This is a genomic window from Streptomyces sp. CG 926 (genome assembly GCF_003148825.1).
GTDB lineage: Bacteria > Actinomycetota > Actinomycetes > Streptomycetales > Streptomycetaceae > Streptomyces.
Window position 1 is genome coordinate 133484 of the sequence record NZ_QGGZ01000003.1, and the last position, 14308, is coordinate 147791.

Consider the following 14308-nt stretch of genomic DNA (forward strand, 5'->3'; position numbering starts at 1 on the left):
GTCCTCAGCCACCCTTCGCCTTCCGGGCCACCTCGCTCATCCGTTCTCGCCGATCGGACGGGTGGACCCCCACCCGGCGTACCGGTGGCTGCGGACGTACGCCCCGGTGTACCAGGACCCCGCCACCCGGATGTGGCTGCTCACCAGCCACGCGGACTGCTCGGCGGCCCTGCGGAGCGACGCCTTCTCCGCGGCCCAGGGTCAGCAGGGGCGTGCCAGGGACGACGCCCTCCCTCCGTCGATGCTCACCACCGACGCACCCGACCATCACCGGCTGCGCGCCCCGGGCGGCCTGCTGCTCGGCCCGGAGGCGATCCGGTCGGTGGCGGACGGGATCGGCCGTGAGGTCGACGCCCTGCTGGAGCGATCGGCCGGTCGGGCCGGGGAGCTGGACGCGGCGACCGACATCGGACAGCCCCTGGCCACCGCCGTCTACGCGCGACTCTTCGGGCTGGCGGACGCCGAGCGCCCGCGCTTCGAGGAGCTGGCCCGCGCGGTCTCCGTCAACCTCGACCCGATGGCGGGACCGGCCGCGGCCGCCGCGGGCCGGGCGGCCATGGGTGAGCTGAGCCGCTACCTGGACGCGGTGGCGCGGCGCCACGCCGCGACCGGATTCGACTGCCCGCTGTCCCGGCTCGCCGCCGACGACCGGCTGACCAGGCCCGAGATGCTCGGCATCCTGGGCCTCGCCGTCGTCGGCGGCTGGCAGCCGTTGGCCGAGACGGTGGGCAACGCCCTGTACTGGCTGCTGCCCCGCCCGGCTGCGGTGGAGTACCTGCGGCGGGCCGACGACCGTGCGGCCGGCACCGCCGTGGACGAGCTCCTGCGTCTGGAGGCCCCGATCCCGTTCACCGCGCGCGTCACCACGCGGGAGGTGGAACTGCCCGGCGGCCGGGTGCCCGCCGGCGCTCGGGTGCTGGCCGTGCTCGCGGCCGCGAACCGGGATCCGGCGGTCTTCGAGCGCCCCGACGAGCCGCTCCTGGACCGGTCCCCCAATCCCCACCTGGCCTTCGGCGGCGGGCCGCACTTCTGCCTGGCGGCCGTGCTGGTCCGACGGACCGGGGCCCTGCTGCTGCCCCGTCTGCTACGCCGCTTCCCGGGCGTCTCGGCCCACCAGGACCGCGCCCGCTGGGACGACTGCGTGCTGCCTCGCCGCCTCGCGGAGTATCCGCTGGAACTGGACCCGCGCCCTTCGGCCACCTGCGGCCGGAACACGAACCACATGGAGGCCTGATGCGAACCGACGTCCTCGTCGTGGGCGCGGGAATCAGCGGTTTGACCTGCGCGAGCCGCCTCACCGAGGCAGGCCTGCGCGTCGTCGTCCACGAGGGCCGCGCACGGGTGGGCGGACGGATCCGCACCTTCCGTCCGGCCGACGGCGGACCCGCTCTCGAACTCGGCGCGCAGGTGGTCCACGGCGTCCGCAACCCGGTCCACACCCTCATGGGGAGCGACCGCATGGAGAGCGTGCCGCGCGACGTCGCGGCCCGGGTCGTCGAGGACGGCGCGCCGGCGGAGATGGGAGTGCTCGCCCGTGGCCGACGCGGCCCGTGGGCACTGGAGGCCGAGCTGAACGCGGCGCGGACCGATGCGGACGTGTCGGTCGGCGACTGGTTGCGTTCCCGGGGCGCCGACGGTGCCGAGGAGCGCGCGGCACGGGAGTGGTACCGGCAGAACTGGGCAGCGGAACCGGACGAGGTGAGCGCCTCGGCGGTGGCCGCCGCGCACCACGCGGATGCCGTCGGTGGCGGCGAGTTCGCGGTGAGCGGCGGTTTCGACCGGCTTCCCGAGCAGCTCGCGCAGAGCCTCGACGTACGCCTCGGCTGCCCGGTGGACGAGCTCGACTGCTCCGATGGACAGGTACGGGCCCGCACCGCGCAGGGCCTGTTGCAGGCCGGTGCGGCGGTCGTCACCGTTCCTCCGCAGGTGGTCGCGAGCGGCCGGCTGCGGATCGTCGGGCTGCCCGCGGCCAAGTGGCAGGCGGCGAAGGACCTGCCGGCCGGTGACGGCTACTGCGTGGTCGTCACCCTCTCCGCGCCCGCGCCGGAGTCCGCGGTGGTGTTCGACGTGGACGGCCTGGGCGGATTCGCCCGCAGCCGGGCCGGCCGGCCGGAGGTGCTGATCGTGGCCAAGGCCACGGCCGCCGCCGCCGTACGGTCCGCCGTACGAGGAAGCGGCGGCCTGACGGCGCTGCTGGCCCGGTCCATGCCGTGGACCCGGTCCGCGCGGGTGGTGGCCACCGAGGCGGCCGACTGGGGGAACGACCCCTGGTCGGGCGGAGCTTTCACGGCTCCCAGGACCGGCGCGCGGGACGCGTCCGTCCGGTGGGCCGAACCGATCGAGGGCACCTTGTTCTTCGCCGGAGAGGCGACCGTCTGCGGCCGTCAACTTCCCTGGGTCCAGGGGGCGATCGCCAGTGGCGAGCGCGCGGCCGCACAGATCCTGTCGGGAGAGGCACGATGACCGTACGATCCGAGGCCGGGCGGCCGGCGGCGGTGCGCCGCGAAGGGGCGTACTCCCGAACGGTGCACTCCGGCTGGCACCTGGTGGCCTTCCTGTCCGAACTCACCGCCGAGGTGACCCCGCTGGCGATCGGCCCGCGCCGCCTGGTGGCGGTCCGCGACGGCGACGACGTACGGCTCTTCGACGCGAACTGCCCGCACCGGGGCGCGCACCTGGGATACGGCGGCACGCTGGACGGCAACTGCCTGGTCTGCCCCTTCCACGGCAAGCGCATCGCGCTCGGCGACGAGACCAAGCGCTGGTCGGTCGCCGAGCACCAGGTGCTCCGGGCCGGTGAGGCGGTCTTCGCCCGGCTCGGCGACACCGCGCGGGACGACCGAGGGTTCGAGAAGGTGATCAAGGAGATCGCCGTCAGCCACCCGCTGGTCGAGGCGGTCGTCCTGCCGGTCGCCGCTCCGTCCGGTCTCATCATCGAGAACGCCTTCGACACGGACCACTTCACCGCCCTGCACAAGGTCGAAGCCGTCGAAGGCATGGACATCGTGCCGACCGAGAACGGTGAACTGGCCATCGAGGGCACGTTCCCGATGCGCAACTCCCCCTGGAAGAGCGATCTCGCCCGGGCGGAGGCCAAGTGGCGGGCGATGCGTAACGGCGACACACGACGGGAGTACGTACCGCGGTTCTACGCACGCGCCTTCAGCCCGGGCCTGGTGGTCACCGAGTTCGGGCCGCCCGGACAGGTGCACGTCCTGGTCACCGGAGCCACGCCCACCCCGGACGGCTGTGTCGCCCGGGTGGCGGTCGGGGTCGTCCCCGGCCGGGAGAGCGACCTGCGGATGTTGATCGTCGGCAGCGAACGCGCGCTCGCCGAGGACCTCACCGTCTGGGAACACCTGGATCCGCACGCGCCCGTGCGCTACGACGCCCGGGACGAGCCGGTGATCGCCTTCCGCGAGTTCTGCGAAGGCTTCGAGGAAGTGAACTGATCATGAACCAGCTGTCCGTCCGCACGTCCGGCAGCGGCCCCGCCGTGCTGTGGATCCACGGCTACACCATGGACTCCAGCACCTGGGAGCCGCTCTGGGAACTCCTGCCCGGCTGGCGGCACATCGGCGTCGACCTGCCCGGCCACGGCGGCTCCGACCCCATTCCTCGCGGGCTGACCCTGCCCGCTCTGGCGCGGCAGATCGCCGAGATCGTCCGGGCCGAGCAGGCCCACCGGATCGTCTCGCTCTCGTACGGCTCGTCCGTGGCCCTCCAACTGGCCATCGACGAACCCGAGCTGGTGCACGCCCTGGTGGCCGCCGCGCCCACCCTGGCGGGCGCGGCCCCGGACGCCGACGCCCGGCGGCGCTACCAGCAGCTGATGATGCTCAAGCCGCTCGCCGGCCCCGGGGAGCGGATGGCCGATCTGTGGATGGCCTCGCCCCCCGACATCTTCCGCGGCACCGAACGGCACCCGGAGCTGCGCGCCGCGCTGCGCTCGGTGATCGTCAGGCACTCCTGGGCCGAACTGGACAGCGGCGCCATGATGACGCTGTCCGCGCACCGCCACAGCCCGGCGGACCTGGCCCGCATCCGGGCCCGGACCCTGGTGTTCATCGGCGACGAGGACATGCCCGCCTTCGTCCGCAACGCCGAGCTGCTGCGCGACAACGTCGCCGACTGCAAGGTCGTGACGCTGCCCCGGTCCGGTCATCTGCCGCTGCTGGAGCGGCCCGAGGCCGTCGCGGCCGACCTCGCGGCGCACCTGCTCCACGCCGGCTGAACCACCGACCCGGCTTCCGTTCCCCCCTCATGCCGACGGCCCGCGGACTCCCGTCCGCGGGCCGTCGGCATGGGCGGGTCTCAGCGGTCGGACGAGGCTTCGGGGCCGTGCGCCGTACGGAACCGCCGCACCATCAGCGCGTGGCCCGGGCCGGTGGCGGCCTCGTACGCGCCGAGGGCGTTGACCCGCTCCACGGTGGAGGAGCCCAGCTCGGCCCGCAGATCGGGCGAGCGGGAGAGCAGGAACATGCCCTCCTCCGTGTAGCCCTCGTCCAGCCAGCCCTGCCACAGCGCGTCCCGGTCCTGCTCCTGGCCGGCGAAGTACGCGGTGCTCCGCTCCCGTGGCGCGGTGGGCGGGGCGGTGTCCGGGACGGGGGCGGCGCGCAGGACGATCCGCCGGCCGCCGAGGTAGGCGATCCGCAGGCCCTTGCGGATGCAGAAGACCAGCGCCTCGGCCGCGGTGTCCACGACCGGCTCGCCGCGGTCGTTGAGCGAGGTGTTGCACACGATCGGCACCCCGGTCCGGGCGTGGAACGCCCCGATCGCGCGGTGCAGCAGCGGGTTGGCCGCCGCGGTGAGGACTTGGTGGCGCGCCGATCCGTCCAGGTGCACGATCGCCGGTACGGCGTCGCGTACCTCCGGCCGCACCTGGACGGTCTCCAGCATGTACGGGGACGGCCGGTCGCCGTCGAACCAGTCCGGGGCGTACTCGGCCGCCACGATCGGGGCGACCGGGCGCCACCACTGCCGCTGCTTGTACGCGTTGAGCAGGTCCTTGACCTTCGTCGACCGGGGGTCGCCGAGCAGACTGCGATGGCCGAGGGCCCGGGGGCCGATCTCGGCGGCGCCGTCCACCCAGGCGACGACGCTGTCGTCGAGGTCCTCGGCGAACCGCTCGGGCGAGAAGTCGCCGACCTCCTCGATCCACGGCGCGAACTCCGCCAGCGCGGCGTCCACGTCACGCAACTCGTTGCCGTAGTAGGCCGATTCGATCAGGATGTCGGCGCTGTCCAGGGCGCCGGTCCCGTACAGGGCGAGCAGCCCGAGTCCCAGTGCCTGGCCGGAGTCGTTGGCGCAGGGCGGGGTGAGCAGGCCCTTGAAGCCGAAACGGTCCATCAGCAGGGAGTTGGCGGGGCAGTTCAGCGCGAAACCGCCGCTCGTGGAGAGGTAGGCGTCCTCCGCCCGGACGCCGCCGATCGCCAGCAGGCGTTCGACGTTGCGGACCGCGACCAGCTCGCAGCACCGCTGGACGACCTCCATGACGGCGCTCTGCAGGTTCTCCTCGTCGGTGAACTCCCGGTCCAGCTCCTTGCCCGCCAGCTGCCGGCGGGCCTCGGACACGATCGAGGCGACGACCCGGTGGGCGTCCTGCCACGGTGCCCGCCGCCCGCCGAACAGCTCGACGCCGGCCATGACCGCTTCGACGTCGAGGTCGATCCGGGTCCGGCAGGCCGAGGCCAGGGCCATGAGGGTGCCCGGCTCCTTGCCGAAGATCGTCTCGGCCGCCGTGTAGAGGGGGCCGGGGGATTCCACCGGGGCGAAGGCCGGCCGTCCCTGGACGGAGACGCACCCGGCGTACCAGGCGCTCTTGGTCTCCCGGTCCTGGACGAAGTCGGGGCCGCCGTCCACGGCCATCGCGATGATCGTCTCCCGTTTGAACAGCGCGCTGTCCATCAGCAGGCCGCTGAAGAGATGACCGAGGCTGTGGAGGGGGAAGTCCTCGGCGCCGGCCGGGACCGGGATCTCCGCGTGGCCGGGCAGGCCCGGGGTGCCCCAGGAGGCGCTGATGTCCGACAGGTCCAGGCCCTCGGTGGCGAGCAGTCCGTTCAGGAACGCCTCGGCCCGGGCGGGGGTGTAGAGCGGCTGATGGTGGTGCTTGTGGCCACTGACCCGTTCGAGTTCCCAGACGCGTACGAGCTCCACGGCCCGGCCGCCGCGTCGCCACAGGGCGACGTTCTGGTCGTGGCGCGCGGACAGCACGGCGGTGGGACCCGGCGGTGTCAGGTAGCCGGAAAGGAAGTACTCGACGTCATGCCGATCGGCCACGGCACTGCTCCTCTGCTTGCTGTCCGGTGGGTTCATCGGGGTGTTCAGGAGGCGCCGGGACGATCGCAGCGGCGCAGCCCGACCGCGTTCCCGGGGCCCACCGGCATCCGCCGGGCCCACTCCCGTGCTTCTTCCTCGGTGGCCACCTCGATCAGCCACAGGCCGCCGAGCTCCAGCTCGCCGGGCGTCGCGCGGTCCTCCCCGGCAGCGCCGTCGGGGCGGGCCAGCCGGGCGCCGTAGCGCACCCGCACCCCCGCCTCGGCGAGGTCACGGCCGTAGGCGCGGTTCGCCTCGTACCGTTCCTGGCGTTCGGTCGGAGACATGTCGTCCCATGCGCGCTCTTCGCCGTAGACGAGCAGTGCGAATTCCATGAAGATCCTTCCTCAGGAGACCTGGCGGCTGGCCAGGCGGGCGAACAGGCCGTTCTCGTCGGCGAGCAGTTCCTCGTAGCGGCCCTGCTGCACGATCCGTCCCTGGTCGAGGACGATGACCTTGTCGGCGTCGGCCACCGTCGACAGCCGGTGGGCGATGACGATCCGGGTGGCGCTGAGCTTGCGGGTGCTCTCCGCGACCAGCCGCTGGGTCGGGTTGTCCAGGGCGCTGGTGGCTTCGTCGAAGAAGACGATGCGGGGGCGGGCGACCAGGGCGCGGGCGATCATGAGCCGCTGGCGCTGTCCGCCGGAGAGGGTGTTGGTCCCTTCGGAGAGCACGGTATTCATGCCCATGGGCATGGCCGAGATGTCGTCGGAGATGCCCGCCATGGATGCCGCCACCCAGGCGTCGTCCAGGGTGTGGCTGCTGCTGCCGATGATGTTGGCCTTGATGTCGCCGGCGAGCAGCGAGCCGTTCTGCAGCACGACGCCGCACTGTCGGCGGACGGCCGAGACCTCCAGCTCCGCCAGGTCCTGCCCGTCGTACAGCACCGTGCCCGACACCGGCTGTTCGAAGCCCAGCAGCAGCCGCAGCACGGTGGACTTGCCGCTGCCCGAGGAGCCGACGATGGCGACGAACTCGCCCGGCGCGATGGAGAGGGTGACGTCGTCCAGCACGAGCGGGCCGTCGTCGCCGTAGCGGAAGGAGACCCGACTGAGGTCGAGCCGGCCGGAGAGGTCCCCCGGGGCGGCCTTGGACCGGTCGACCTCCGGTGCCGTCTCCAGGATCGGGCGCAGCTTCTCCAGCAGCGGTACGACGCCCATCGCCGTGATCGCCGCCGAGGTGAACTGCAGGCTGGAGGCCAGGAGCAGGTTGAAGGCCGCGAAGAAGGAGAGGAAGGCCGCGATGGGCACCTGGTCCTGCAGCGGCCCGCCGATCACCGCGAAGATGATGACCGAGCACACCAGCGGGAAACCGGCGTTGAAGGTCGTCACGATGTTCTGCACCCGCCGGGACGCGGCGGCCAGGCTGCGGCCCTTGGCCAGTTCCGAGGCCCAGACACCGAACACCCGGTCCTCGGCGGCGGTGACCCTGAGCTTGGGTACGGCGGTGAGCAGTTGGAAGACCCGCGAGGACAGCTTCTGCTCGTGTGCGTAGAGCTTGCGCTGCCAGCGCACCTCGATCCGTCCGGCCACCAACGCGAACACCGCTCCGACCAGCACCAGCACGGTGGCCAGCAGCGCGAGCCGCAGGTCGTAGAAGTAGACGAGGACGAGATTGGCGGAGCCGGTGATGAAGCCCAGGGTGGCGCTGGTCATCATGCCCGAGAGCATTTCCTGGGCGGCGCTGACACCGAGCACGGTCGTGCCCAGTTCCCCGGTGGAATAGCGGGTGAAGAAGGACGTGGGCAAGGAGAGCAGTTTGGTCCAGACGCCCACCTGCATGGCGGCGGTGGATCGGCTCTCGATGCGCAGGACGGCGATGTTCTGGACGATGGACAGCGCCGCGACGACCAGGGCCGAGCCGATCACCACCAGCGAACCCTGGACGATCAGACCCCGCTGGGCCTGCGCGACGAAGGTGCCGAGGACCTGCCCGGTCATGACCGGGACCAGCAGGCCGACCAGGGCGGCCAGGGCCGCCGTCCAGGCGAACATCCACAGGTCGCGCCGGTTGCTGCGGATACCGAAGCGCAGCAGCCCGCTGATCGACCGGACCGCGGAGGGCAGCGGCTGGTAGAGCATGACGGCCTTGGTCTGCAGCTCCTCGGCGAGCTTGCCGGTCACCTCGGTGATCTTGCCCGCCTCGGCCAGCACATAGCGGCCGCCGATGGGAAGCAGCGCCACCGGCTGATCGCCCACCTTGCGGTAGCCGATCGCCGGGCCGAAGTCCGTCCGCCACCACCGGCCGTCCAGCCGGATGGCTCGGGTGCGGACACCGGAGGCGTGGGCGATGGACTGGAGGTCGTCCAGGTTGCGGCCGTGACCGCTGCCGACCAGGGGTGCCTTGACGGTGAAACCCTGGTGCGCGGCGACCAGCCGGGCGGCCGCCAGCGTCGGCGGGTCCGCGGCGACGTCCGCGAGCCGGATCCGGGCCTCGGTGTCGTGCAGGACGGCCTCGAAGCTGCGGGCCGTGGTGGCCAGGGTGCCGGCCTCGTGGGCCTGGCGGACGTCGAGGGCCTGGCGTTCCAGGCCGCGCTGGCCCTCGATGCGCCGGTCGACGGTGTAGAGCAGGCGGGTCGCGTGGGCGAGCAGGAGTCCCCAGAGGGCTCCCTCGTCGAGCAGTTCCCGCGAGGAACGGGCCCGCAGCCGGGCGGGTGAGTCGGCGATCAGCCAGTCGCGCTGGGTGAGGCAGGTCTCCATACCGGTCGTGAGCCGCCCGGAGACGCCCTCGCCGAGCTCGACCGAGCCCTCCTCCACCCGCACCCAACGGACACCGTCCACCGAACGCACGGCCGCTCCGGCGGCGAGCTCGGTCGGCCCGTCGGTGGACAGGGGGACGAACTCACGGGGCGGCAAGGTGTCGCGCAGCGCTTGGGCGAGAGCCACGATGCCCTGCTCCAGGCCGTCCAGGAACTGCTGCACCGCGTCCCGGTAGGCCTCGGTGGACAGGGCGCGCACCGCCAGCCCCGACGGGGTGTCGCAGGCGGCTCGGCGGGCCGAGAGGCCTTCGAGGTGGGAGAGCGGCAGGTACGACAGCACAGTGTCGGGCACCGGCCGGCCGACGATGCCGTGCCGCGGTCCGGACGGCGATCCCATGAGCAGGGCTCCGGCCTCCACACGGGCCAGGAAGTTCCAGCGCCCGGTGGGTACTCCGTCCACCAGGCGGACCGCGAACAGGTCCACGGCGCCGGACTCCACCAGCAGCACGCGGCGTACGTCGTCCAGGACGGTGAACGGGTCGGTGTCGAGGTCGGCGGGGGTGGCCGCGTCGGAGAAGAACGGCGCGAACGCGGAGGTGATCACAGGTCGCCCCCTTCGGCGGTGCGGACCGAATCGATGAGACCGGCGTAGTGGCCGCCGCGGGCCAGCAGGTGCTCGTGGGTGCCGCGTTCGGCGATCTGCCCCTTGTCGAGCACGATGATCTCGTCGGCGTCCCGCACGGTGGACAGGCGGTGGGCGATGGTCAGGCAGGCGCAGCCACGGCGGCGCAGGTTGTCCATGATGACTCGTTCGGTTTCCGGGTCCAGGGCGCTGGTGGCCTCGTCCAGGATGAGCAGGGTGGGCTGGGTGGCCAGGGCGCGCGCGAGTTCCAGGCGCTGGCGCTGGCCGCCGCTGAAGTTGCGTCCGCCCTCCCAGACCATGGAGTGCAGACCACCGGGGCGGGCCATGACCGTCTCGAAGATGGCGGCGTCGTGCAGCGCGGAGACGATGACGTCGTCGGGGACGTCGTCGTTCCACAGCGCGAGGTTGTCCCGGACGCTGCCCTCGAAGAGGGAGATGTCCTGGTCGACATAGGCGACCGAGGCGGCGAGCACGGTGCGCGAGATCTCCTCGCGGGGCCGGCCGTCGAGCAGGATGCGGCCCGACCACGGCGCGTACAGACCGGTGAGCAGCCTGCCGAGGGTCGACTTCCCGCTGCCGGAGCTGCCGACGACGGCGATCCGGCGGCCGGGCACCACGGAGAAGGACAGGTCCTTGATGAACGGCGCGGCCAGCGGGCTGTAGCCGAAGGTGACGTCCTCGAACTCCAGGTGCCCGTCGAGGCGCCCGGTGCGCGAGGGGTCCTCCGGAACGTCGAAGGAGGTGTCGGCCGGATAGTGCTCGACGTCGTACAGCCGCTTGATGTCGGCGGTGACGTCCTGGAGCCGGCCGCCGAGGTTGGTGAGCTGGGTGACCGGGCGGCTGAGCGCGGCGAGCAGGGTCTGGAAGGAGACCAGGATGCCGACGCTGATCGCGCCGTCCACCACCCGCTGACCGCCGACCAGCAGGATCAACCCGCTGTTGAGGGAGGCGAGCATCGGGGGCACCACGATCAGCACGGCCGTCGGGACGCCCAATTGCTGCTTCGCGGAGATGACCTTGGCCAGGAAGCCCGCCCAGCGGCTGAAGGCATCGGGCTCGGCGCCGGTGGCCTTGACCGTCTCGATCTGGCTGAGGGTGGTGAAGGTGGTCGCCGTGAGGTTGCCGCGGTCGGTGCGCAGCGCCACCACGGCGTCCGTACGGGCCCGGGCGACCCAGCGCAGCACCACGATGTTCAGCAGCGCCATGCCGACACCGATGGCGCCGAGGAGGACGTCGAAGTGGATCAGCAGGGCGGCGTAGAACACCACGAGCACGAGGTTGACGACGGTGAGGGCGAGGTCCCGGGAGAGGATCTCGGCCACGACGTCGTTGCCCGCGACCCGGTTGGCCACCTCGGCGGGACGTCGCTGCATGAAGAAGTCGACGGGCAGCCGCAGGAGATGGCGGAAGAAGCGGGCCGAGGAGACCAGCCCCATCCGGATCTCCAGGCGCAGCAGGTAGTGCCGCTGCACGGAGGTGAGGACGAAGACGCACAGCGCCGTGAACATCATGGCGAGCAGCAGGGGCACCAGGTACCCCGCCGATCCTCCCGCCAGGACCCGGTCGATGAAGACCCGGGTGAAGGCGGGGGTGGCGATGCCCGGAACGACCAGCAGCGCGCTGGCCATCAGCACGAGCGGCAGGGCCCGCCCCGAGGGCAGCCGACGCGACAGCAGCGCGGCGCCGACCTTGGTACGGGTACCGCCGCGCACGAAGTCCGGGCCGGGCTCGAAGGACAGGACGACTCCGGTGAAGCCGGAGTCGAACTCCTCCCAGGCCATCAGCCGGGGCCCGCCGGCGGGGTCGTTGACGGCCACGACGGTCTTGCCGTACTGGGTGCGCACGCCCTCGACGACCAAGAAGTGCTGGAAGGCCCAGAAGATGATGACCGGGCGGTCGAGGTCCTTCAGGTTCTCCGCTTCGGTCTGGTAGCCCCGGGCGGTCATGCCGTACTGGCGGGCCGCCGCCAGGACGGTGGCGGCGTTGGCGCCGTCCCGGGACACCCCGCACACGCCGCGCAGCTCTTCGAGCGGGACGTGGCGTCCGTAGTGGGCGAGGATCATCGCCAGGGAGGCCGCGCCGCACTCCACCGACTCCATCTGCATGACGGTGGGGACCTTGTGGCGCCAGGGCCGCATGCGGGGCAGCGGCATCCGTCGGCGCCAGCCGCCCGGCCGGTCGGGTCCGCGGGTGGCGGGCGGGGTCGTGTCCTTCGCCGGGGGCTCGGCCGGGGGCTTGGCCAGGGTGCTCTGCGTCATGGCGATGTCCCCTCAGCGTCCGAGGATCAGATTGAACGGGGTCTGTTTGCCGAGATTGATCGTGGCCGACACCCCCACCTGGGTGGTCAGCGCCGTCTGGGGGCCGCTGGTGTTGGACCAGGCGAAGCCGGAGCGGGTGTTCTCGTCGCGCACCAGGTCCACGACGACCAACCGGGGCGCGGAGCCGGAGGCGAACTGCCGCGCCGCCAGCTCGCCGCCCACCAGGCCGGACAGGGCCTGCGACGTCAGCGGGTAGGGGCTGACGGAAGTGACGGTTCCGCGGAGCAGGCCGAAAGCGGCGGGCGGGGCCGTGGACACGGCCAGGTCCACCTTGTTGCCCGGATGGAGCCGTGCGGCCCGGTCGGCGGGCACGAACACCATGGCGATCATGCGATCGCCGGAGACGTCGGTGCGCTCCACGGTCAGGACGGCGGAGCCGACGTCGATCATCTGGCCGTCGCTGACCGCCAGCCCGACCACGTGGCCCGCGAACGGGCTGGTGATCCGGCGGACCTGACCGGCGGGATCCTGCACCTCGATGACCGTCTGCCCCGCGGTGACCGTGGCGGTGGGCTGGGTGAGCACCCGCTGCACCATGCCGGTGAAGGGACTCTGCACCTGCGCCGTGCCGCCCGGGCGGGTCAGCATCCCCGGCGCGCTCACACTGATCAGCAACTGGCCGGCGAACGCCCAGATCACCGCGGCGGTCATGGTGATCATGACGACGAACAACGCGATCCAGCCACGTGGCGCCGCCAGCAGGGTGGGCGAGTCCAGTTCGTCGGGCTCGCGCATCCGCTGGAGCGCCTTGAAGCGGAACATCATGACTGCTCCTCCCCGCGTGGGACTCCCGCGCTGTGCCGCAGCGTCCGCGGGCGGCTGCCGACGACGAGTTCGCCGACCGTGCCCTCGACGTGCCGGTCCAGGCCCGAGGCGGCCGCGAACTCGTCCGCGTCCCCGCCGCCGAGGCCGCACACCGCCAGGCCCATGGCCGTTCCGACCAGGTAGAGGGTCTGGTAGAGCACGCCGACGTGCTTGAGGACGAGCGAGTAGGCGACGCTCTCGTACTTCCACATGACCCGCCCGAAGCGGGCCGCGACCAGCAGCGTCACCTGCGGAGCGGAGTCCATCAGGGCGCTGCCCCGGGCGGACTCCACCAACGCGGCCGTGGCGGGGCCGGGTTCGGCCACCAGCTCCAGCTCGTGCCGGTCCGGCGCGTAGTGCCACAGCCCCGGCTCGGCGCCGACGCACTCGGTGATGAGCGGGTAGACCTCCAGCTCGTGGACGGAACCACCGGACGGGTACGGCCGGTCGGCCAGCTCCTGCCCGTCGCCGCCGGTGAAGGTCTGCCGCAACCGCATGCTGCGGTACAGCAGTTCACCCAGCTGCTCCAGGGTGATCGGCGCGTCCGCGTCGTGCTCGCGGATCGACCTGCGCCGCTCCAGCACCTCGCTCAACGAGGCCTCGCTCCTCGCACGGGCGTCCAGGTCGGGGACGGCCAGGGCGATCCGCCGTCCGGGGAAGGGCTCCCGGGACGCCGGCTCGGGGCCGAAGCGCTCCCCGAGCGGGTAGGTGCCGCCGTAGCCGGCGACCGTACGCGGACCCCGGGTGCGGGAGTGGAGGGCCAGGTCGGCGGCGGACCACTGGGCGAGCCGGCGCTCCCCGGTCTCCGGGTCGTGTTCCGGCCCGCCGGTGACGAGCAGCCCACCGGCCGCGCACAGCCGCAGCACCTGGGACACGGCCGGATCCGGGAGCCCGGACAGCTTGGCCGCCCCGGCCGGGCTGTTCCAGTCGGCGAGGACACCGAGCAGTGCGGCGGCGGTCGGGGAGAGCTCCAGCGCGAGCGCGCTGCCCGGCGCGCGCACCACCAGCAGCCCGCCCTCGGCGGTCGCGGTGGCGAACCGGGACAGCTTGACGAGGGCGTCGGCGGCCGGAGCGGCCGGGAGCGCGAGGCGGCCGCGGCCGACCTGGCGCAGCCGGGCGATCGACTCACCGTCGAGCCGTACCGCGCGCTCCGTCATGCCGGCGGCGTCGAGCTTGTGCAGCAGCATGTGGAGGCGCAGCAGGCCGAATTCCCCGTCGTGCGCGGTGACGAGGGGAGCGAGCCGGTCCTCGGCCTGGTCGTCGGCGGCGAGGGCGGTCAGCACCGCCAGCAGTCCGGGAGTGGTGTCCGGCAGGGCGACGGCGCCGGCCGGGGCCGACAGGAGCCAGGCCCCGGTGGCGACGGCCCCGGGGCCTGGGGCTTCCTGGAGCGTCGCGTCCCGCCGCAGCCGCAGGACCGCGTGCACGGTGCGGGCGGGGTGCTCCGGGTGGGCCAGGTGCTGCGGGTGCTGCGGGTGTTCCAGGTGCTGCGGGTGGGCTCGGTCGGTCTGCCCAGTCGTCATGATGTCCGTC

Annotated in this window: 10 protein-coding genes; 4 read left to right on the forward strand and 6 right to left on the reverse strand. The window is 72.7% G+C overall.

Going from position 1 to position 14308, the window contains the following annotated elements; all coding sequences use genetic code 11:
• The first annotated feature begins 61 nt into the window (after positions 1-61).
• The 4 genes from BCL76_RS09145 to BCL76_RS09160 are packed head-to-tail and all read left to right on the forward strand — an operon-like array spanning position 62 to position 4234.
• A complete protein-coding gene (locus BCL76_RS09145; RefSeq protein ID WP_146228346.1) occupies positions 62-1234 on the forward strand; it encodes a cytochrome P450 in 1173 nt (390 codons plus the stop codon).
• Positions 1234-2463 (forward strand): flavin monoamine oxidase family protein, encoded by a 1230-nt coding sequence (locus BCL76_RS09150; protein ID WP_109779006.1) that lies wholly within the window; start codon positions 1234-1236, stop codon positions 2461-2463. Before BCL76_RS09145 ends, BCL76_RS09150 begins: the two co-directional genes overlap by 1 nt.
• A complete protein-coding gene (locus tag BCL76_RS38870) occupies positions 2460-3452 on the forward strand; it encodes a Rieske 2Fe-2S domain-containing protein (protein WP_109779007.1) in 993 nt (330 codons plus the stop codon). Before BCL76_RS09150 ends, BCL76_RS38870 begins: the two co-directional genes overlap by 4 nt.
• 2 nt (positions 3453-3454) lie before the next feature.
• Positions 3455-4234: an alpha/beta fold hydrolase gene (locus BCL76_RS09160; protein WP_109779008.1), complete on the forward strand. Its 780-nt coding sequence runs from the start codon at positions 3455-3457 to the stop codon at positions 4232-4234.
• 80 nt (positions 4235-4314) lie between these two features.
• On the opposite strand, the gene BCL76_RS09165 is transcribed toward BCL76_RS09160, so the two are convergent.
• From BCL76_RS09165 to BCL76_RS09190, 6 genes are read right to left on the reverse strand one after another with little or no spacing between them, the layout of a single operon-like run.
• Positions 4315-6279 carry a carbamoyltransferase C-terminal domain-containing protein gene (locus BCL76_RS09165; RefSeq protein ID WP_181382486.1) on the reverse strand — a complete coding sequence of 655 codons (1965 nt, stop codon included), beginning with the start codon at positions 6277-6279 and terminating at the stop codon, positions 4315-4317.
• 44 nt (positions 6280-6323) lie between these two features.
• Entirely contained in the window at positions 6324-6650 is a 327-nt protein-coding gene (locus tag BCL76_RS09170; protein WP_109779010.1) for a YciI family protein, read from the reverse strand.
• Between the two features lie 12 nt (positions 6651-6662).
• Positions 6663-9617, reverse strand: coding sequence for an NHLP bacteriocin export ABC transporter permease/ATPase subunit (locus BCL76_RS09175; protein ID WP_109779011.1), 2955 nt, complete (start codon positions 9615-9617; stop codon positions 6663-6665).
• Positions 9614-11914: an NHLP family bacteriocin export ABC transporter peptidase/permease/ATPase subunit gene (locus BCL76_RS09180; protein WP_258309488.1), complete on the reverse strand. Its 2301-nt coding sequence runs from the start codon at positions 11912-11914 to the stop codon at positions 9614-9616. The genes BCL76_RS09175 and BCL76_RS09180 overlap by 4 nt, the downstream gene beginning before the upstream one ends.
• A 12-nt stretch (positions 11915-11926) precedes the next feature.
• A complete protein-coding gene (locus BCL76_RS09185; RefSeq protein ID WP_109779012.1) occupies positions 11927-12739 on the reverse strand; it encodes an HlyD family efflux transporter periplasmic adaptor subunit in 813 nt (270 codons plus the stop codon).
• The gene (locus tag BCL76_RS09190; protein WP_109779013.1) at positions 12736-14298 is read right to left on the reverse strand and encodes a SagB family peptide dehydrogenase; all 1563 of its coding nucleotides are present in this window, start codon (positions 14296-14298) and stop codon (positions 12736-12738) included. Before BCL76_RS09190 ends, BCL76_RS09185 begins: the two co-directional genes overlap by 4 nt.
• Between the last annotated feature and the right edge of the window lie 10 nt (positions 14299-14308).

What these genes read in the sequence shown, in the direction of transcription:
- BCL76_RS09150 (WP_109779006.1), top strand. Translation starts at nt 1,234, where the DNA reads ATGCGAACCGACGTCCTCGTCGTGGGCGCGGGAATCAGCGGTTTGACC.
- BCL76_RS38870 (WP_109779007.1), top strand. Translation starts at nt 2,460, where the DNA reads ATGACCGTACGATCCGAGGCCGGGCGGCCGGCGGCGGTGCGCCGCGAA.
- BCL76_RS09160 (WP_109779008.1), top strand. Translation starts at nt 3,455, where the DNA reads ATGAACCAGCTGTCCGTCCGCACGTCCGGCAGCGGCCCCGCCGTGCTG.
- BCL76_RS09170 (WP_109779010.1), bottom strand. Translation starts at nt 6,650, where the DNA reads ATGGAATTCGCACTGCTCGTCTACGGCGAAGAGCGCGCATGGGACGAC.
- BCL76_RS09180 (WP_258309488.1), bottom strand. Translation starts at nt 11,914, where the DNA reads ATGACGCAGAGCACCCTGGCCAAGCCCCCGGCCGAGCCCCCGGCGAAG.
- BCL76_RS09185 (WP_109779012.1), bottom strand. Translation starts at nt 12,739, where the DNA reads ATGATGTTCCGCTTCAAGGCGCTCCAGCGGATGCGCGAGCCCGACGAA.
- BCL76_RS09190 (WP_109779013.1), bottom strand. Translation starts at nt 14,298, where the DNA reads ATGACGACTGGGCAGACCGACCGAGCCCACCCGCAGCACCTGGAACAC.